The sequence below is a fragment of the Polaromonas sp. UC242_47 genome, from assembly GCF_044452385.1.
Taxonomy (GTDB): domain Bacteria; phylum Pseudomonadota; class Gammaproteobacteria; order Burkholderiales; family Burkholderiaceae_C; genus Polaromonas.
Genome location: NZ_JBIOAO010000001.1, coordinates 1,658,457 through 1,676,093, shown reverse-complemented (window position 1 = coordinate 1,676,093; position 17,637 = coordinate 1,658,457). Strand labels below are relative to the sequence as shown.

18 protein-coding genes, 1 other RNA gene and 1 pseudogene are annotated in these 17,637 nt (G+C 60.4%); 5 read left to right on the top strand and 15 right to left on the bottom strand.

The genetic code is table 11. The features are described 5' to 3' along the window. Position 1 precedes the first annotated feature (1 nt). Genes ACHMXK_RS08280 through xth form a run of 3 tightly spaced genes read left to right on the top strand, consistent with a single transcriptional unit; the run spans position 2 to position 1,917 of the window. Positions 2-508, top strand: a complete 507-nt coding sequence (locus ACHMXK_RS08280) for a dihydrofolate reductase (RefSeq protein ID WP_397439335.1) — start codon at positions 2-4, stop codon at positions 506-508. Between the two features lies 1 nt (position 509). Continuing rightward, a complete protein-coding gene (locus ACHMXK_RS08275) occupies positions 510-1,091 on the top strand; it encodes a DUF4337 domain-containing protein (protein WP_397439333.1) in 582 nt (193 codons plus the stop codon). Between the two features lie 43 nt (positions 1,092-1,134). Continuing rightward, entirely contained in the window at positions 1,135-1,917 is a 783-nt protein-coding gene (gene xth, locus ACHMXK_RS08270; RefSeq protein WP_397439331.1) for an exodeoxyribonuclease III, read from the top strand. A gap of 50 nt (positions 1,918-1,967) precedes the next feature. On the opposite strand, the gene ACHMXK_RS08265 is transcribed toward xth, so the two are convergent. The 10 genes and pseudogenes from ACHMXK_RS08265 to ACHMXK_RS08220 form a co-directional block, all read right to left on the bottom strand. Further along, positions 1,968-2,231: an HNH endonuclease gene (locus tag ACHMXK_RS08265; protein WP_397439329.1), complete on the bottom strand. Its 264-nt coding sequence runs from the start codon at positions 2,229-2,231 to the stop codon at positions 1,968-1,970. A gap of 199 nt (positions 2,232-2,430) precedes the next feature. Then, on the bottom strand, positions 2,431-3,975 hold the full coding sequence (ntrC, locus tag ACHMXK_RS08260) for a nitrogen regulation protein NR(I) (RefSeq protein ID WP_397439327.1): 1,545 nt from the start codon (positions 3,973-3,975) through the stop codon (positions 2,431-2,433). Between the two features lie 56 nt (positions 3,976-4,031). Beyond that, on the bottom strand, positions 4,032-5,123 hold the full coding sequence (gene glnL / locus ACHMXK_RS08255) for a nitrogen regulation protein NR(II) (RefSeq protein ID WP_397439325.1): 1,092 nt from the start codon (positions 5,121-5,123) through the stop codon (positions 4,032-4,034). Between the two features lie 23 nt (positions 5,124-5,146). After that, on the bottom strand, positions 5,147-5,656 hold the full coding sequence (locus ACHMXK_RS08250; protein WP_397439323.1) for a hypothetical protein: 510 nt from the start codon (positions 5,654-5,656) through the stop codon (positions 5,147-5,149). 147 nt (positions 5,657-5,803) lie between these two features. Further along, positions 5,804-7,219 carry a type I glutamate--ammonia ligase gene (gene glnA / locus ACHMXK_RS08245; protein WP_397439321.1) on the bottom strand — a complete coding sequence of 472 codons (1,416 nt, stop codon included), beginning with the start codon at positions 7,217-7,219 and terminating at the stop codon, positions 5,804-5,806. A gap of 224 nt (positions 7,220-7,443) precedes the next feature. Beyond that, positions 7,444-8,268 carry a competence/damage-inducible protein A gene (locus ACHMXK_RS08240; protein ID WP_397439319.1) on the bottom strand — a complete coding sequence of 275 codons (825 nt, stop codon included), beginning with the start codon at positions 8,266-8,268 and terminating at the stop codon, positions 7,444-7,446. Between the two features lie 23 nt (positions 8,269-8,291). Next, positions 8,292-9,218 carry an EI24 domain-containing protein gene (locus ACHMXK_RS08235; protein WP_397439317.1) on the bottom strand — a complete coding sequence of 309 codons (927 nt, stop codon included), beginning with the start codon at positions 9,216-9,218 and terminating at the stop codon, positions 8,292-8,294. Positions 9,219-9,256: 38 nt separating this feature from the next. Then, entirely contained in the window at positions 9,257-10,213 is a 957-nt protein-coding gene (locus tag ACHMXK_RS08230) for a sterol desaturase family protein (RefSeq protein ID WP_397439315.1), read from the bottom strand. 5 nt (positions 10,214-10,218) lie between these two features. After that, positions 10,219-11,019, bottom strand: coding sequence for a polysaccharide deacetylase family protein (locus tag ACHMXK_RS08225; RefSeq protein ID WP_397442478.1), 801 nt, complete (start codon positions 11,017-11,019; stop codon positions 10,219-10,221). Positions 11,020-11,164: 145 nt separating this feature from the next. Beyond that, a pseudogene (locus ACHMXK_RS08220) lies at positions 11,165-12,122 on the bottom strand (YncE family protein). 113 nt (positions 12,123-12,235) lie between these two features. Between ACHMXK_RS08220 and ACHMXK_RS08215 the strand changes: the two are divergent. Together ACHMXK_RS08215 and ACHMXK_RS08210 are read left to right on the top strand one after the other, a co-directional pair. Continuing rightward, entirely contained in the window at positions 12,236-13,018 is a 783-nt protein-coding gene (locus ACHMXK_RS08215; RefSeq protein WP_397439313.1) for an alpha/beta fold hydrolase, read from the top strand. 307 nt (positions 13,019-13,325) lie between these two features. Continuing rightward, positions 13,326-14,051 carry a DUF2726 domain-containing protein gene (locus ACHMXK_RS08210; protein WP_397439311.1) on the top strand — a complete coding sequence of 242 codons (726 nt, stop codon included), beginning with the start codon at positions 13,326-13,328 and terminating at the stop codon, positions 14,049-14,051. A gap of 45 nt (positions 14,052-14,096) precedes the next feature. On the opposite strand, the gene ACHMXK_RS08205 is transcribed toward ACHMXK_RS08210, so the two are convergent. The 5 genes from ACHMXK_RS08205 to ompA all read right to left on the bottom strand — a co-directional run bounded on the left by ACHMXK_RS08205 (position 14,097) and on the right by ompA (position 17,413). Next, positions 14,097-14,825: a pseudouridine synthase gene (locus ACHMXK_RS08205; RefSeq protein ID WP_397442477.1), complete on the bottom strand. Its 729-nt coding sequence runs from the start codon at positions 14,823-14,825 to the stop codon at positions 14,097-14,099. A gap of 97 nt (positions 14,826-14,922) precedes the next feature. Then, positions 14,923-15,309: a transfer-messenger RNA gene (gene ssrA, locus ACHMXK_RS08200) on the bottom strand. A 12-nt stretch (positions 15,310-15,321) separates the two neighbouring features. Beyond that, positions 15,322-15,987 (bottom strand): HAD-IA family hydrolase, encoded by a 666-nt coding sequence (locus tag ACHMXK_RS08195; RefSeq protein ID WP_397439309.1) that lies wholly within the window; start codon positions 15,985-15,987, stop codon positions 15,322-15,324. 14 nt (positions 15,988-16,001) lie between these two features. Then, a complete protein-coding gene (gene ubiG / locus ACHMXK_RS08190; RefSeq protein ID WP_397439306.1) occupies positions 16,002-16,709 on the bottom strand; it encodes a bifunctional 2-polyprenyl-6-hydroxyphenol methylase/3-demethylubiquinol 3-O-methyltransferase UbiG in 708 nt (235 codons plus the stop codon). 68 nt (positions 16,710-16,777) lie between these two features. After that, the gene (gene ompA, locus ACHMXK_RS08185; protein WP_397439304.1) at positions 16,778-17,413 is read right to left on the bottom strand and encodes an outer membrane protein OmpA; all 636 of its coding nucleotides are present in this window, start codon (positions 17,411-17,413) and stop codon (positions 16,778-16,780) included. Positions 17,414-17,637: the final 224 nt, after the last annotated feature.

Sequence of the window (17,637 nt, the reverse complement as noted above, 5' to 3'; positions counted from 1 at the left end):
GGTGGCCAGCATCAACCTCATCTTCGCGCGCGCCGCCAACGGCGTGATTGGCAAGGACAACGCCATGCCCTGGCATTTGCCGGAAGACATGGCGCATTTCAAACAACTCACACACGGTTGTCCGGTGCTCATGGGGCGCAAAACCTGGGACTCGTTGCCGCCGAAATTTCGCCCCCTGCCCGGGCGCAGCAACATCGTGATCACGCGGCAAAACGACTGGTCGGCCGAGGGTGTACAACGCGCCGCCAGCCTGGAAGAAGCTTTGCAACTGGCGGCTCACGCGCCCGACCTCTGGGTCATAGGCGGCGCCCAGATTTATGCGCAGGCGGAGCCACTGGCCCATCGCATCGAGGTCACGGAAATTGCGCAGGACTTTGCAGGTGATGCCTTTGCCCCCACGCTGGGGCCAGACTGGCTTGAAACGGCGCGTGAAGACCGGGTCTCGTCCAATGGCCTGAAGTTCAGTTTCGTCACCTACAACAAGCACAACGTGCCTGAAGGGAATTGATATGTCAGGAGGCGGATTTCACGTGCACGGGCCCCATGATCACGAGCTGGAACATGCCGCCGAGAGCGGGCATGGGACTGGCGGCATGATTGGTCGAATTGCCGTCATCACGGCCATCATCGCCACGGTAGGCGCCATTTTTGCGTACATGGGCGGCGCCACGCAGGCCAATGCCGGCCTGTATAAAAACAACGCCGCCATCAAAAAGACCGAAGCAGCCAACCAGTGGGCCTTTTACCAGGCCAAAAGCACCAAGCAGTCGCTGGCAGAGTTTGCCCGCGACCTGGCACCTGACGATAAAAAAGCGGCCTACCAAGGCAGGATGGACCGCTACGACAAAGAAAAAAGCGAGATCAAAACCGGCGCTGAAAAGCTGGAGGCCGAAGCCAGCGCTTGGGACAAATCATCCGACGATCAACTGCACCAGCATCACCGCTGGGCACAAGCCACGACCGTGCTGCAGGTGTCTATCGCCCTGGCGGCCATCGCCCTGCTGACGCGCAAGAGGTGGCTGGAATACGGAATGTTCGCGATGGCGGCGGCGGGCCTGGCCATCGGCCTGTTGGCATTGCTACATATTTAATAGCTACTTACGCCCTGTTCACATGGGCAGGAGCCCTAAACCCATGAAAATCGCCACCTGGAACGTCAACTCCCTGGCCGTGCGCCTGCCGCAGGTGCTGGACTGGCTGGCCGCCAACCCGGTCGATGCCTTGTGCCTGCAGGAACTCAAACTCAGCGACGACAAGTTTCCGCTGGAGGCGCTGGCCGCCGCCGGTTACCACAGCGCTTTCTTCGGGCAGAAAACCTATAACGGCGTCGCCATCCTCAGCCGCACGCCGGCACGCGACGTTGTGAAAAACATCGTGGGTTTTGCCGATGAGCAGTCGCGCGTGATTGCCGTGACCTTGGACACGCCGCAAGGCGATCTGCGTCTGGTCAACGGTTATTTCGTCAACGGTCAGGCGCCGGGCAGCGACAAGTTTGAATACAAGATGAAATGGCTGGACGCCCTGCGCAACTGGCTGCAGGGCGAACTGGTTGCCCATCCCAAGCTGGTGCTGGTCGGCGACTTCAACATCACCGCCGATGACCGCGACACCTACGATGCCGAAGGCCTGCGCGAAACCATTCACCACACGACCGAAGAACGCCAGCACCTGCAGGCGCTGATTGGGTTAGGCCTGCACGACGCCTTCCGTCTCTTCGAGCAGCCGGAGAAAAGTTACTCCTGGTGGGACTACCGCGAGTTTGCTTTCCGACGCAACCGTGGCCTGCGGATTGACTACGTGCTGGTCAGCGACGCGCTCAAACCGGCCGTGAAAAGCTGCGTGATCGACAAACTGCCGCGCAAAAATGAACGCCCCAGCGACCATGTGCCGGTGGTGGCTGATCTTGAATTGCTATAAATAAAATAGCTGATTGCGCCCGCTCATAAAGGGCTAGAAGCCTATTTCATTCATATACCACGGGCCACCTGACCGGGAATCGTCGGCGACTCCGGCACCGCGCCCTTGGCGTGGCGCTGGCTGTTGCAGACCTCATGGCTGATCGCCAGGTTCTCGGCATGGCTGTTGCCGCCTTCGCTGAGCGGACGGATGTGCTCCAGCGTGGCGGCGGCAGGCAACACATGCTCGCCACACACCCAGCACGGCACCTGGCCATGCAGCTGGCGCGCCACGGTTTTGTAGATCTTGTCGCGGGTCAGGGATAAACGGCTCATGGCTGGACTTTAAATCAGCAGGACACGGTCCAGGCGGGATGAGGCACCCTCGACAGGCTCAGGGCGAACGGATGAAAAGCGATGCCCGCGAAGGCATCTCTTTTCAAGCAGGGGCCGCGGATCTGGCTTTGCCAGTCCGCAGGCGCAGCGCCCCCTCGGGGGCAGCGCAGTACGCGAAGCGACAAGCGTGGGGGCTTGATCACTCCAGATGCAATTCCTGAATCTTGCGTGTGATGGTATTGCGGCCGATGCCCAGTTTTTGCGCGGCTTCGATACGCCGGCCCCGGGTATTGAGCAGCGCCGTCTGGATCAGTTTGGATTCAAAACGCCGGGTCAACACATCCCAGACATCGCTGCGGCCGCTCGCCAGCAGGGCCTGGGCTTCGGCCTCCAGCCCCGACTCCCAACCACCGCCGTTCAAGGCCAGGGCGGGGTCTGCCGACGCAGCCAAGGTGTGGGCCGGGAGTATGTCGGCCGCAGCGGCCTGGATGAGGTCTGCAGACAGCGGGGGCAAGGGTGGCGCCACACCGCTCTCAAGCAACACCGGCACCGCCGGCGCCCGGACCGGCTCGTGCACGGCATCACGCACCTCGGGCGGCAAATCCTTGGCTTCGATGACCTGGGCCGGCGCCATCACGGTCAGCCAGTGGCAGATATTCTCCAACTGGCGCACATTGCCGGGAAAACTGAAGTTGCTGAGCTGCTGCAACGCGGCGTCGGAGATACGTTTGGGTTCGGCCACCCCGAGTTGCTTGGCGCTTTGTTGCAGGAAGTGACGCGTCAGCATGAACACGTCCTCGCGCCGCTCGCGCAGGGCCGGCAGGCGCAGGCGAATCACGTTGAGGCGGTGAAACAAATCTTCGCGGAAGCCGCCTTCCTTGACGCGTTGCTCCAGGTCCTGGTGTGTGGCCGCGATCACACGCACATTGGTCTTGACGGCGTTGTGGCCGCCGACGCGGTAGAAATTGCCGTCGGACAACACACGCAGCAGCCGTGTCTGCAGATCAAACGGCATGTCACCGATTTCGTCCAGAAACAAGGTGCCGCCGTCGGCCTGCTCGAAACGGCCGCGGCGCATGGTTTGTGCGCCGGTAAAAGCGCCGCGCTCATGGCCAAACAGTTCACTCTCCAGCAGGTCTTTCGGGATCGCGGCGGTGTTGATGGCGACAAACGGACCATTGGCACGCGGCGAATGTTTGTGCAGGGCACGCGCCACCAGCTCTTTGCCCGAGCCGGATTCGCCGGTGATCATCACCGTGACATTGCTCTGGCTGAGCCGGCCTATGGCGCGGAACACGTCCTGCATCGCCGGCGCCTGGCCCAGCATTTCGGGCGCGGCCGCCATGCGTTCTTCGGCCACTTCCTCGCGCTGGCTTTCCTCGACCGCGCGGCGTATCAGCTCAACGGCCTTGGTCAAATCAAACGGTTTGGGCAAATATTCGAATGCGCCACCCTGGAAGGCCGAGACGGCGCTGTCCAGGTCGGAAAACGCCGTCATGATGATCACGGGCAGGCCGGGGTGTTTTTCCTTGACCTTGGCCAGCAGGTCCAGGCCGGAGCCGCCTGGCATACGAATGTCGCTGACCAGCACCTGCGGGCCGTCTTCGTCGGTGGCCACGTCCAGCGCCGCCAGCAGCTCGCGCGGGTTGGTGAAGCTGCGTGTCGGCAGACCTTCACGCAACAAGGCCTTTTCCAGCACAAACCGGATGGACTGGTCATCATCAACAATCCAGATCGGTTTCATAATTTTTTATCCCTTTGGTACGTCGACCGGTTATCCATCCATGACAGGGACGGATCTCAAGGCAGCGGTATCAGCAGCTTGAAATCCGTGCGGCCGGGGACGCTGTCGCACTCGATCAAGCCGTGGTGTTGCTGAACAAAGGTTTGCGCCAATGTCAGCCCCAACCCGGAACCGCCTTCCCTGCCTGAAATCAGGGGAAAGAAAATACGGTCCTTGATGGAGTCCGGAACGCCCGGTCCATTGTCGATAACATGCAATTCCAGTGCCAGGCGATAACGCTGCTTGCCGAAAGTGACTTGCCGCGCAATCCGGCTGCGAAAACTGATCTGCGCGTCCCCCGCCGCAATTCGCTCGGCCAGCGCCTGTGCGGCATTGTGGGCAATGTTGAGCACCGCCTGGATCAGTTGCTCGCGGTCGCCGCGAAAGTCGGGAATCGAAATGTCGTAGTCGCGCAGCACACGCAGACCTTTGGGAAACTCGGCCAGGATCAACGACCGCACCCGTTCGCAGACCTCGTGGATATTCACATCGCCCACCAGGTGCGGCCGGCGGTGCGGCGCCAGCAGGCGGTCCACCAGGGTCTGCAGCCGATCCGCCTCGTGGATGATGACCTGGGTGTATTCGGTCAGCTCCTTGGACTCGATCTCCATCTGCAGCAACTGCGCCGCACCGCGTATGCCGCCCAGCGGATTTTTGATCTCGTGCGCCAGGTTGCGGATCAACTCCTTGTTGGCCTGCGCCTGGTCGAGCAGGCGTTCCTCGCGGTCCTGCTTGGCCTGCTGTTCCAGCGGCAGCAGCTCGACAATCGCCTCGCCCGGCGTGTCGGTCTGCGCCACCACCACGTGCACCGGCATGGGCTCGCGGTTCAGCGGTTTGAGCCAGGCGTCGTAACGCAGGGCCGCAAATTCATTGCTGCCCGCGCCTTCCAGCGCGTTGTGCAGAATCTGGGGCTCGGTGAAACAATCAGGCAGCTGCGAGCCTTCGATGGTGCGGCGCGAGATGCCCAGCGCGTCCTCCAGCGCCGCGTTGGCAAACACCACCACGCCGTTGGTACGCACCACGGCCACCAAGGTGGCCAGCAGGTCAAAAGACTGAAAGCGGGGGGAGGCCTGAGCGGCGGCGGGGGTGAAAATAGGTGGCTTGTTCAAGCCACCATTCTGACGCAGAAAAATTACTGCGGCGCGGTGTTGCCGGGCAAGCGGGCAATTTCGCGTTTCAGGCCGGCAATGTCGCTTTCGTGGCGCGTGATGCTTTCTTTCATCTCCGCCACCCGGTCCAGGTAACGCTGGTGGTTGCGCCCTTCGATGCCCTGTTTGTCGGGCTCGCCGTTGTTGTACTCTTTGAGCTGCTCGGCCAGTTTGAGCTCGGCCTTTTTCAGTTCAGCCTCAAGAATGGCCCGCATATCGCTGTCACGGGCGCGCTGCTCGCTGTTGCTGGACGCTGGCGCGGCCTGCACCGCCGAGGCCACACGCACGGACGGCCGGCTCACCGGCGTGCCCTGGACCACGGTGACATTGCCACCTTCGATCGGCTTGCAGCCGCGTGCCTGCGCATCCTTGGCGTTGTTGATGTATTCGGTGCCGGTTTTGCCGCTGCAACGGAAAATGCGCTCCTGGGCAACAACGCTGGAGACACCGGCAACAAGAACAAGAGAGATTGAAAGAAGTACTGTAGGTTTCATGCGTAACCCCATGTGCCGATTAAGGCCTGGACGGTCTGCCAGTATCCTGCAAAGGTCTTGAAATGCAAAACCCTGCAGGCGATAAACACAGGGCCCATAAAAAAGGACGGCCAAAGCCGTCCTTTTTTGACCACAAACTGTAAAAAATTACAGGGAGTAATACATCTCGAACTCGATAGGGTGCGTGGCCTGGCGCAAGCGCGTCACTTCACCCATTTTCAGTTCAATGTAGGCGTCGATCATGCTGTCGGTGAACACACCGCCCTTGGTCAGGAAGCCGCGGCCCACGTCAAGTGCGTCCAGGGCCTGGTCCAGGCTGTGGCAGACGGTTGGCACTTTCGCATCTTCCTCGGGCGGCAGATGGTACAGATCTTTCGTCGCGGCTTCGCCGGGATGAATCTTGTTTTCCACGCCGTCCAGACCGGCCATCATCAGGGCCGAGAAGCCGAGGTAAGGGTTCATCAGTGGATCGGGGAAGCGTGCCTCGATGCGGCGACCCTTGGGGTTGGCCACATAAGGGATGCGGATCGACGCCGAGCGGTTCTTGGCCGAATAAGCCAGCTTGACCGGCGCTTCGTAACCAGGCACCAGGCGCTTGTAGCTGTTGGTGCCGGGATTCGTGATCGCATTGAGCGCACGGGCGTGCTTGATGATGCCGCCCACGTAGTACAGCGCGAAGTCGGACAGGCCGGCATAACCGTCGCCGGCAAACAGGTTTTTGCCGTCTTTCCAGATCGACTGGTGCACGTGCATGCCGGAACCGTTGTCGCCAACGATGGGTTTGGGCATGAAGGTGGCAGTTTTGCCGTAGGCATTGGCCACGTTGTGCACCACGTATTTCAGCAGCTGTGTCCAGTCGGCGCGCTCGACCAGCGTGCTGAAACGGGTGCCGATTTCGTTCTGGCCGGGGCCAGCGACTTCGTGGTGGAACACTTCAACCGGGATGCCCAGCGATTCGAGGATCAGGGACATCTCGGCGCGCATGTCTTGCGTGCTGTCAACCGGTGGCACGGGGAAATAACCGCCCTTGACGGTGGGCCTGTGGCCGCGGTTGCCGCCTTCGAGCTTGGTGCCCGAATTCCAGGGCGCTTCGTATTCTTCGATCTTGAAGAAGGTGCCCGACATGTCGGTGTTCCAGCGCACGTCGTCAAAGATGAAAAATTCTGGTTCTGGTCCGAAGAAAGCCGTGTCGCCCAGGCCGGTGGCCTTGAGGTAGGCTTCGGCGCGTTTGGCGATGGAACGCGGATCGCGGTCATAAGCCTTGCCGTCGCTGGGCTCGACCACGTCGCAGCTCAGCAGCAGCGTGGTTTCTTCAAAGAAGGGATCGATGTTGGCCGTGTTGGCGTCAGGCATCAGCTGCATGTCGGAGGCTTCGATGCCCTTCCAGCCGGCAATCGAAGAGCCGTCAAACGCATGGCCCGAAACGAATTTGTCTTCGTCAAAGTGGGACACAGGCACGGTCACGTGCTGCTCTTTGCCCCGGGTGTCGGTAAAACGGAAGTCAACAAACTTGACTTCGTTTTCCTTGACCATTTTCATGACGTCTGCGACGGTCTTTGCCATCAGAATCTCCTGTTGCTGGATGGTGGTTAAAAAATATGCTCGTGCTGGGTGAATGCACTTTTTATGCCAAACCCGATGGCCGGTGTTTTTATGCCAAGCCTTCGATTGTGCCGCCATCTGGCGCGGGATGAGCCAATGGCGAGCCTGCCAGGCCGGAAAAATCACTCACACCCAAAAAGCACCAAATAGGTGCAAACCAACTAACTCGTTATTGGTGCATTCATTTATCGCACCAATTCAGGGCCTAATTTGGCATTAAATGTGTGCAAGCCGGCCAGCAACGCCGGAAAAGCGGCGTTGACCAGTTCCGGCGGGCCTTTCACGCCCAGCTCGATATGCCGGCCGTATTCGGGGTGGTCCACGCTGGGCAGGCTGAACACCTTGACGCCGCTGTAATTGGCCTCGATGGCCAGCATCAGTGGCGTCAGCGTTGCCTCCATGGAGCCCATCACAATCACGGATTTTTCGGCGTAGGCCGATTGTTGGTGCAAGTCGGCGTGGTCGGTGTCCAGCACCCACTCGATCATGGGCCAGGCCATCACCGGGAAGCCCGGCACGAAATGAACCGCCCCCGCACCGGCCCGGCAGCTGAAACCGGGGATTTTGTTGTAAGGATTGGGAATGATCGCTGCGCCCACCGGAAACATGCCCATGTTCAGGCGGTGGATATTGTCGTGCCGGTCCGGCTCATACGGCACGCCCTGCTCTTTGGCAACGTCCTGCATGCGTTCGCGGATCAGGGCCTCGGCCTTCGGGTGCAAGGCCAACGCCACACCCAGGGCATCGGCGGCGCATTGGCGCGTGTGGTCGTCCGGCGTGGCGCCTATGCCGCCGCAGGAAAACACCACGTCGCCCGAGGCCCGCGCCGCGGCAAAAGCACGTGCCAGCACCGCGGTGATACGCGCCGGCTCGTCCCCCACGTAGTCCGCATAACTGAGCTGCAGGCCACGCGCCGCCAGCAGCTCGATGGTTTTGGGCAGGTGTTTGTCGGCACGTTTTCCCGAGAGGATTTCGTCGCCGATGATGATGAGTCCGAAGTGAGTGCTCATGATGAAACGCCTGAAAAAAGGGGTTACGGCTGTTGTCCAGGTCCACCAAAGGTCGGCGCAGCCTCGCCTGCCACGCCGGCCGACGGCGCGGGCGAAACCTCGTCCGCTATGGATTCAATAGCTGCTTGCGCAAGTGGGTCGGGGGCTATGGCTACTTTTTGCTTGCGAAGTTGTTCCAGGGCCGCCAGCGTGTAATGGGCAAACCAGAGCGAGGAAAAAGCAAACACCAGGGTGTAAATCCAGATCGCCACCGGCACCAGGATGGGCGCCATGGCGACAAACATCGCGCCCGAGGCCCAGATCAGGCTGGGTGCGGCGCCCAGGTAACCACTGAGCACGCCGATCAGCAGCAGGCTGGCGCGGTGCTGGCGGAAGATCTCCCGCCGCTCCTCGGCGCTGGCGTGGTCCACCAGCGCGTCATAAGACATCACCCGGTAGGTCAGCCAGCCCCAGATCAGCGGCGGCAGGACCAGAATCAAGGGCGGGATCAGCCACAGCGGAATCGACACGAGCAGCGCCAGCACGGCCAGCGAGGTGGACCCCAGCGACCAGAACAGGCTGGTCATCAGCGAACCGCCTTTTTTGCGCTCCAGCAGCGGGAAACGGCGCTCGGCCACCAGGGCCACCATGGCCGGTGTCATCAGCAGTGCCACAAACAGCAGCGACACGATGACGATCACCGGGATCGCCAGAAACAGCAGCAATGCCGGCGCCAGCACCACACGCAGATTGCCAAACCCCACACCTTCGAGCCAGCGCGCCATGGCATTCAGCAGCTCGTAACCCTCCAGGCCGGAACGCACGGCGGACAAGGCGTCTTCCCAGAAAAAATAACCCAGCCCCAGCGAAATGACCACCATGATGATCAGCGGCAACACCGACAGCGCAATCACCCGCGGGTGCAGGCAGTACATGACCGCCCGCCAAAATGAATCCAGAAGCTTATGCATAAGAAGGAGGATAACCCGTCGGCGTAGCCGCCAGAGCTTCAGTCCCGGCCGATTAAGCGCTTCAGGCCCAGCCACTGCTGAGACCAGAAACCGCGGCCATAGTCGCGCTGCTTTTCCACCTGGTCGCGGATGCCGGTGGGGTCGTAACGCAGCTGGAAATTGGCTGTGCCGAACAACATGTCCCACCAGGGCAGCAACACGCCAAAGTTGTGCCCCCCCAGCGTGGTCGGGCCATGACTTTCATGGCCTATGCCTATGCTGTGGTGCAGCCGGTGAAAACGCGGGCTGACCCACAGGCGTTCGCCGATGCGGCCAAACCAGAGCCGAATATTGGCATGCTGAAAACTTTCGCTGAGCTGGGTCAAGGCCACGATGGCGATGAACTGGCCGGGCGCCACGCCTATGAGTTGCGCCACCAGCACCACGATGATGTCGGCAATGATGTCGTCCAGCAGGTGGTTGCGGTTGTCGCTCCACATGGTCATCTGGCGCTGCGCATGGTGCAGCGAATGCAGGCGCCACCACCATTCGAGCTGGTGCTGGCCGCGGTGTGTCCAGTAAGCCACAAAGTCAAACACCACCAGGTAAATCAGCAGGCTGACCAGCGCTTGGTCGGTCACGCCGGGCCAGAGCTGGTCCAAGTGGAAAGTACCAAAGCCCGCCGTGCGCACCATGCCAAAAAAACTGTCAAACACGGGCTCCAGCGTGAAAAACAGCGCAATCCGGAACAGGCCCAGGCGATGGATCAGGGTGTAAAGAATGTCGGTGCGTATGGTGGCGCGGTCCGTCACGGGTTCTACCGGCCGCCAGCGCTGTAACGGACCGATGACGGCCAGCAAAATGACGATCTGGATCGCCCCGGCCATGAACCAGGCCGTGGCCTCGTAAGCGTCTTCCAGCAGGTTGCCCAGGCCCAGCGCAAACATGACGGGCTGCACGACCGCCTCAAACAAGCCCTGCTGCACTCCGGAGAAAAAATTTTCGAAACCGTTCATGCCGCTTATTTTGCAGGCTTGGCCGCGGCCGGGCCGGCGTGGGATTCAATCCAGGCCTTGTACTGGGGATGTTCACGCAAGGTCTGGAAGCAAAAACCTCGCGCCTTCAAACCCACAATCAGCGGCTCCAGCACGGCGGGCGCCCAGGGATCCTTGCGCGACCAGATGCCCAGGTGGGCCAGCAAGATGTCGCCGGGCTGGATGTCTTTCAGCGCTTTTTTCAGCAAGGCCTCGTTGGGAAATTTGTCGCTGGACAATTCGTCACCCAAAAAGCCGGCAGGCGACCAGCCCACATGTTCATAGCCGCATGATTTGGCCGCGGCCAGCAAGGCCGGCGAGGTTTTCCCGCCCGGCGCCCTGAACAGCGGCAAGGTTTTTTTGCCGGTGATCTCCTGCAGGCGGGTAGCGGATTTGCCGATCTCCTCGCAATACTGTTTCGCCGTCCAGGTGAAGTCCTTGCCCTCGGACGGTCCCGCCGACGGCCGGACCTTGAACTGGACAGGATGGCCGGGTACATCACCACGCCAGTAGGTGTGGTCAAAGGTATGCGAGGCGAATTCATGGCCTTCTGCAGCGCGGGCCTTCCACCACGGCGCCCAGTCCCGGCCCAGACTGCCATCGCCGGTTTTGGTGCGTTCGTTGGCCGCGAAGAAGGTCACCTTGACCTGGTGTTTATTGAGGATGTCCGCCATCAGCGGCGCCACCGCCATATGGCCAGTGTCCAGCGTCAGGTAAACCGGCTTCCCAGGCTTGCCTTGGGCATCAAAACAGCCTTCAGCCCATACCGGACGGGCGCTAAAAGCTATTAAGACAGTAGCAGCCAGCAGCAGCACGAAGGGCCGCAATACGCCCCCATGCAGGCAGAGGCCGCGGGTCTGGCTTCGCCAGCCCGCAGGCGCAGCGGCCCCCCCGGGGGGCAGGGAGCTACACGCAGTGAGCGACCGTGGGGGCCTATCTAGGCGCGTGGTCAAGTGTCCAGACGCCATGGGGGCTCTTTCCAACGTTCACCTGGCGCACCACCTTGCGGCTGGCCACGTCGATCACCGTGAGTTTGCGCGCCCAGCGCGAGGTCACATAAATCAGCTTGCCGTCGCGCGAGACTTCGATACAGTCCGGCCCGCCGGGCGCGGGGGTAGTTGTCCACCACGCTCAAGGTCTGCAAGTCGATCTTGCTGATGGTATTGGCCACGCGGTTGCTGACCAGCACATGGCGCCCGTCGCCCAGCGCCCGGAAGGCGTGTGCGCCGGCGGCGGTCTTGATGACCCGTGTGCGCTGGGGCTGTTTGCCGCTGACGTCGTAGACCTCGACCGAATCCCCGCCGGTCAGGCCGACCAGGATCAGCTTGTCATCGGCGCTGCCGTACACGTCGGCGGGAATCGATCCCGTGGGTGTGCGCCACTTGATGGTTTGTGTCGCCAGGTCCAGCGCGATCAGCTCGTTGCTGTCCTGCATGGTCGAATACACCGTGGTGCTTTTGCTGTCTATCCACAAATGGCTGGGCGTCTTGCCGGTGGCCACGCGTTTGACCAGCGTGATGTTGCTGCCGTCCCAGCGGTAGATGTCGATGTGATTCAGGCGGTTGGCGGCCGTGACAAACCACTTCATGTCCGGCGAAAAACGCAGCTGGTAGGGGTCAAGGATGCCGGGAATCACGCGCTGGACGGCGGCGGTTTTCGGGTCGATGAAGGTCAGGGTGTCGGACAGCGCATTGGCCACAATCACCGATTTTTCGTCGGGCGTGAGGTAGATGTGGTGCGGCTGCTTGCCGGTGGGGATGCGCTTGATTTCGCTCCAGTCCACCGGGTTGATCACACTGACATTCGCGTCCAGCGAATTGAGCACAAACAGCGGTGCGGACTGGGCCAGGGCGGCAACGCCCACATAACAGCACAGGGCGGCGGCAATCAAACGGGGAAACAGATTCACAAACTACTTTCTTCGAGGCGACCGGCAAGTGTAGCGGTCGAACATGGATCAACGCGCCAGAAGGTGGGCCCGCTTACATCCTTTACGATGCTGCGATGAACTTTTCAGCGAATATCCAGGGCATCCGCCTCGAAGTGCAGCGTATCGCCGGTTCGGCGACGCTGGCGCCCCTTGTTTTTCTGCATGAAGGCCTGGGTTCGGTCAGCTTGTGGACACAACGCGGCCAGAGCTGGCCCGAGGCCGTCTGCCAGGCCACCGGCCGCGCCGGCCTGGTCTATTCGCGGCGCGGTTATGGCCAGTCGGACGCTGTGCCCGATGTGCGCGCCACCGGTCGGCTCGCGCCGGACTACATGCACCGCGAAGCCTGGGAGGTTTTGCCGGCGCTGCTGGCCGACCAGGGCATCCCACAAGCGGTACTGCTGGGGCATTCGGACGGCGCCAGCATCGCCCTGCTCCACGCCAGCCGGCACCCGGTCACAGCCGCCATCGTGATGGCGCCCCACCTGATGGTCGAGGACATCGCGGTTGCGGCCATCGCCGAAGCCAAAACAGCTTTTGAACATGCCGGCCTGCGCGAGCGTCTGGCGCGCCACCACGCCGATGTCGATGGCGCCTTCTGGCAGTGGAACGACATCTGGCTGTCCGAGGCTTTCCGCCGCTTTGACATCCGTCCCGACTGCCGGCGCATACACGCCCCGCTGCTGGCGATTCAGGGCCTGAACGACGAATACGGCAGCATGGCCCAACTCGACGAATTGGCGCTGGCCGCGCCGCAGACCGTACAACTCCGGCTGCCCGATTGCGGACATTCCCCGCAGCGCGACCAAAGCAGCAAGACGCTGGAGGCGGTGGCACAGTTTCTCGCGCCCCTTCCCTGATCACTATCGAATTTATAGCTACTCACACCCAGTACATATGGGCTACAGCTATTTTTTCCTTACAAATCAGCCCCCCTCCCCCCACAGGCCGCCTGTGCACTTGCAACGCGAGCGGACAGCAGGCACGCCGTAACCGCGCCAAACCCGGCGTCCCCCATCTTTTTGGGTCCACTGAAGCCTATAAGCCTCAAAAAACATGACTTAATTCCCAATTTCGTAAGAACTTGTGATTACTTCACTTCTCAAATGCCCTGATCAGGCGTAGTCTAGTATTTGTAATTATTGGTAACGATCCGGGAGTGGCATCATGACGATGAATACGGAATGGTTGTTGGCAGGCCTGTGTTTGCTCACCTTGGTCTGTGCATGGTTCGGCCTCTGGCTCCACGGCAGCGCACGCAAAACAAAACGCATCCCCAAACACTGGCCCTTGCATGCGCGGGGTCTGGTCAACAAGGAAGAGTTGCGGATCTGGCGCTGGCTGAGCGACACCTTTGACGACCACCACGTCATGATCAAAATGCCGGTCACCCGCTTCACCCGGCCCAATGCGAGCGAAAACGGTCGTCACCTGTATGACTTGCTCAAAAACACCAACTGCACGTTTTCCATCTGCGCCAACGACGGCCATGTGGTCGGTTGTGTGGATGTTCCCAAGTCTTTCGGCTTGCCGCAAAAGACCCGGGATCTCAAAGAAAGCCTGCTGGAGCAATGCGGTATTTCCTACATCGTGCTCAATCCCGGCCGGCTACCGGCGCCGGCAGACATCCGCGATGAAATCCTGGGCGAAGTTGCAGCAAGAGCCAGGCATTTGAAACGCGAGGAAGCGGCCATAGAGGCCGCTCGCGTCAACCTGAGAAGGACCCTGGTGCAGCAACGTCGCATGCGTCAATTCAGAAGCATTTATGAAAAGGGTGACAACAACCACACCATCAGCAGCGACATGCCCAGCCAGTGGCAGGATGCCTTCCTGATTCAGGCCAACAGCCTGCCGGCCGAGTTGAGAACCGCCGACGGTTGCCGGCTGGCCTGAAGAAAAAAACGGCACGCCTGAGGGATCAGGCGGTGCAAACACCTGTCAAGCCGAAATACTGGCCAGGTCCTGCGCCGTCAACCAGCGCCACTGGCCCGGCTTCAAATCGGCCGGCAGCGCCAGCGAACCGATGCGTGAACGATGCAGGCCGCCCACGTCTTCCACCCGGTTGCCCACGGCGGCAATCATGCGTTTGACCTGGTGGTATTTGCCTTCGGTCAGGGTCAGGCTCAGCGTGTTGTCCCCGGTTTTTTCGCAAGCCGCCGCTTTTACGGCTTTGGGATCATCGTCCAGCACCACACCGCTGAGCAGTTTCTGGATTTGTTTGTCGTCCACCGGGTGTTTGGCCTTGACCTCATACACCTTGGGCACATGGTGTTTAGGTGAACTCATGCGGTGAATAAACTTGCCGTCATCCGACAGCAGCAACAGCCCGGTCGTGTCCTGGTCCAGCCGGCCCACGGCCTGCACCCCCGCCGCCGCCCCGCCGCCGCGCTGGCGGATAGGCGCCGGCAGCAAGGTGTAGATGCTCGGGTAGGTGCTGGGTTTTTGCGAACACTCGTAACCGGCCGGCTTGTGCAGCATGAGGTAGGCCTTCTCGTGGTATTCCCAAGCCACACCCTGCACCGTGAAGTGCAAATCTTCCGCTATAAATTCCATAGCTGGCTCCGAACACGGGACGCCGGCTACAGCCACAAAACCCTGTTGAATCAGCCCGGCGCAAACGCGCCGCGTGCCAAAACCCTGGGAAAAAAGAATCTCTTGTAATTGCATGGTGGCCATGGGGGGATTTTCACTGTGTTTGGCAGCACTTGCCTACCGTTTTCAGGCGAAAAAAAGCCCAACCGTTGCCGGCTGGGCTTTCGATGAATGGTGGAGCTGGGGGGATTTGAACCCCCGTCCGCAAGCCTTGTTCGGGCAGATCTACATGTTTAGCGGTCTGATTTGAGTCTCGCCACCTGTGTCGCGCAGTCGCACGCTACACAGGACGCCAGCACCCTATTTTCTCGCCCCGGGTTAAGGTACCCAGCCCGGAGCCAGCCGATGAAATTATCTTTACAGCCGGGAGTGTTTAACTTGCGCTAAACACCCCTTGCCCAGCCCATCGGCCTGCTGTTGTAAAGCTCACTGGCAATTAAGCAGCGAGTGCGAAACGTTCGTCGTTTGCAGTTAGTTTGTTTGAATCAGTTTTACGAGCACACTCAGCTCGACATGCACCACACCGCGTCCGAACCCACGTCGAAACCAATGCAGCCCCAAGCCCAGTAGTTTAAGCCATCCGCAGCAAATTCAAGAGCGAGGCCGGAGAAACAATGGTGGCGTCCGCGTTCCAGCCCCGGGTATCGACCAAAACGCCGAGGTAACCGTAGGCCGCGGCCACCGTGGGCATGCCCGCCGCACGCCCCGCAACGATGTCGCGCTCGTCGTCACCGACATAGACGCAGCGCCCGGGTGCCACCTGGAGTTGCCGGGCCGCTTCCAGCAAAGGGGCGGGATGTGGCTTGGCATGCGGCGTGGTGTCGCCGCTCACTATGGTTTTTGCTGTGCCGAACAGCGGCATCTGCCGGGTCAAGGGCAGCGTAAAACGCTCCGATTTGTTGGTGACCACGCCCCATTTGAGGCCGGCACGGTCAATTTGCGCGATCAACTCGGCCACGCCGTCAAACGCATAAGTGCGTTCGGTCATGCAGGCTTCGTAATTGGCAAAAAACTCCTCCCGCAAGGCCCCGAAACCAGCGTCATCCGGCGTGAGGCCAAAAGCCACGCCCAACATGCCGCGTGCACCGGCTCCGGCCATGGGGCGGTAATCTGCCAGCGGCAGGGAAGGCAGTCCACGGTCCGTGCGCATCTTGTCTGCGGCGGCGCCGAGGTCGGGCGCGCTATCTATCAGCGTGCCGTCCAGGTCAAACAGCACGGCATCAATATGTTCAAACATGGGTAAAGCGGTCTTCAGAGTTTCTGCGTCGCGAGCAGGTAATTGACGCTGGTGTCGGCGCTGAGCCAATAGTGTTGCGTCAAAGGGTTGTATTCCATGCCGCGGGTGTGCTGCAAATTGAGCCCGGCGCTGCGGCAATAAGCCGCCAGTTCGCTGGGTTTGATGAGTTTGGCGTATTCGTGGGTGCCGCGCGGTATCAGGTTCAGCACATATTCGGCGCCCACGATGGCAAACAGGAAGGCCTTGGCATTGCGATTGATCGTGGAAAAAAACACATGGCCGCCGGGCTTGACCAGGGTCGCACAGGCCCGGACCACCGAGGCTGGATCGGGCACATGCTCCAGCATTTCCATGCAGGTCACCACGTCGAAACTGCCCGGCGCTTCAAGCGCCAGCTCTTCGGCGCTGATTTCGCGGTATTCCACGCCTTCGGTGCCGGCCTCGAGCGCGTGCAACTGGGCCACTTTGAGGGCCTTGGTGGCCAGGTCTATGCCCAGGACCTGCGCGCCTTGCCGGGCCATGGCATCGGCCAGAATGCCGCCGCCGCAACCAATATCCAGCACACGTTGCCCTTTCAAGGGCACCAAACCCTCAATCCAGTCCAATCGCAAAGGATTGATCTGGTGCAGAGGACGGAACTCACTTTCGGTGTCCCACCAGCGGTGGGCCAGATCGGAAAATTTGGCCAGTTCGGCCGGGTCGGCATTTTGAGTGGTTTGCATGGAACGATTATCGCCCGGGCATAAAAAAACCGCGCCGTAGCGCGGTTTTTTAAATAATCTGGGAAAGATTATTTGTTGGCGCGGGTGCCAACCACTTCGATTTCCACGCGACGGTTCTTCGCACGGCCTTCGGCAGTTTTGTTGTCAGCAACTGGCTGTTTCTTGCCTTTGCCTTCGGTGTAAACGCGGTTTTTCTCAACGCCTTTGCTCACCAAATAAGCCTTGACAGCTTCAGAGCGCTTGACCGACAACTTCTGGTTGTAGGAATCGCTACCAACGGAGTCGGTGTGACCCACAGCAATGATGACTTCCAGGTTGATGTCTTTGATTTTGCCGACCAGGTCGTCGAGCTTGGCTTTGCCTTCAGGCTTGAGCACAGACTTGTCAAAATCGAAGAAAGCGTCAGCGGCGTAGGTAACCTTGGTGGCTGCAGGAGGAGCAACCACGACAGGAGCGGCAGGTGCTGCAGGAGCAGCAGCAGCAGGCGCAGCAGCAGGAGCGGCAGCAGGAGCAATCGCACCATCGCAACCTGGAGCGGCAGTAGCCGGTGTCCAGTTCGCATCACGCCAGCAGAGTTCGTTGGTTCCGTTTTTCCAGACCAGCTCGTTCGTGCCGTTTTTCCAGTTGTCGATTGTTTGTGCACCAGCGGCGGTAGCAAGCGCTGCGGAAGCAAACAACATTGCCACTTTGTTGAGTTTCTTCATGGTTCTCCTCTAGAGAAAAGCCGCAGACTTGCTGCGATTGAATATCACGCCGTGAGTGACCATCACTCAAAGCGTTACAGTTATTGTGCCATAGCTCATTCGCCGTTCAAGCGCGGTATAGGCTTCGTCCGACACAGAATCGAGATTCTTTGTTTTCTGTTGCAGGCTTGCCACACCGCGACTGACCTAAACTCAGGCCTTAAAATCAGTGGGCTTATCTCTGT

Coding starts and splice junctions, on each gene's coding strand:
- ACHMXK_RS08275 (WP_397439333.1), top strand. CDS start 510: ATGTCAGGAGGCGGATTTCACGTGCACGGGCCCCATGATCACGAGCTG.
- xth (WP_397439331.1), top strand. CDS start 1,135: ATGAAAATCGCCACCTGGAACGTCAACTCCCTGGCCGTGCGCCTGCCG.
- ACHMXK_RS08265 (WP_397439329.1), bottom strand. CDS start 2,231: ATGAGCCGTTTATCCCTGACCCGCGACAAGATCTACAAAACCGTGGCG.
- ntrC (WP_397439327.1), bottom strand. CDS start 3,975: ATGAAACCGATCTGGATTGTTGATGATGACCAGTCCATCCGGTTTGTG.
- ACHMXK_RS08250 (WP_397439323.1), bottom strand. CDS start 5,656: ATGAAACCTACAGTACTTCTTTCAATCTCTCTTGTTCTTGTTGCCGGT.
- glnA (WP_397439321.1), bottom strand. CDS start 7,219: ATGGCAAAGACCGTCGCAGACGTCATGAAAATGGTCAAGGAAAACGAA.
- ACHMXK_RS08240 (WP_397439319.1), bottom strand. CDS start 8,268: ATGAGCACTCACTTCGGACTCATCATCATCGGCGACGAAATCCTCTCG.
- ACHMXK_RS08235 (WP_397439317.1), bottom strand. CDS start 9,218: ATGCATAAGCTTCTGGATTCATTTTGGCGGGCGGTCATGTACTGCCTG.
- ACHMXK_RS08230 (WP_397439315.1), bottom strand. CDS start 10,213: ATGAACGGTTTCGAAAATTTTTTCTCCGGAGTGCAGCAGGGCTTGTTT.
- ACHMXK_RS08215 (WP_397439313.1), top strand. CDS start 12,236: ATGAACTTTTCAGCGAATATCCAGGGCATCCGCCTCGAAGTGCAGCGT.
- ACHMXK_RS08210 (WP_397439311.1), top strand. CDS start 13,326: ATGACGATGAATACGGAATGGTTGTTGGCAGGCCTGTGTTTGCTCACC.
- ACHMXK_RS08205 (WP_397442477.1), bottom strand. CDS start 14,825: ATGCAATTACAAGAGATTCTTTTTTCCCAGGGTTTTGGCACGCGGCGC.
- ACHMXK_RS08195 (WP_397439309.1), bottom strand. CDS start 15,987: ATGTTTGAACATATTGATGCCGTGCTGTTTGACCTGGACGGCACGCTG.
- ubiG (WP_397439306.1), bottom strand. CDS start 16,709: ATGCAAACCACTCAAAATGCCGACCCGGCCGAACTGGCCAAATTTTCC.
- ompA (WP_397439304.1), bottom strand. CDS start 17,413: ATGAAGAAACTCAACAAAGTGGCAATGTTGTTTGCTTCCGCAGCGCTT.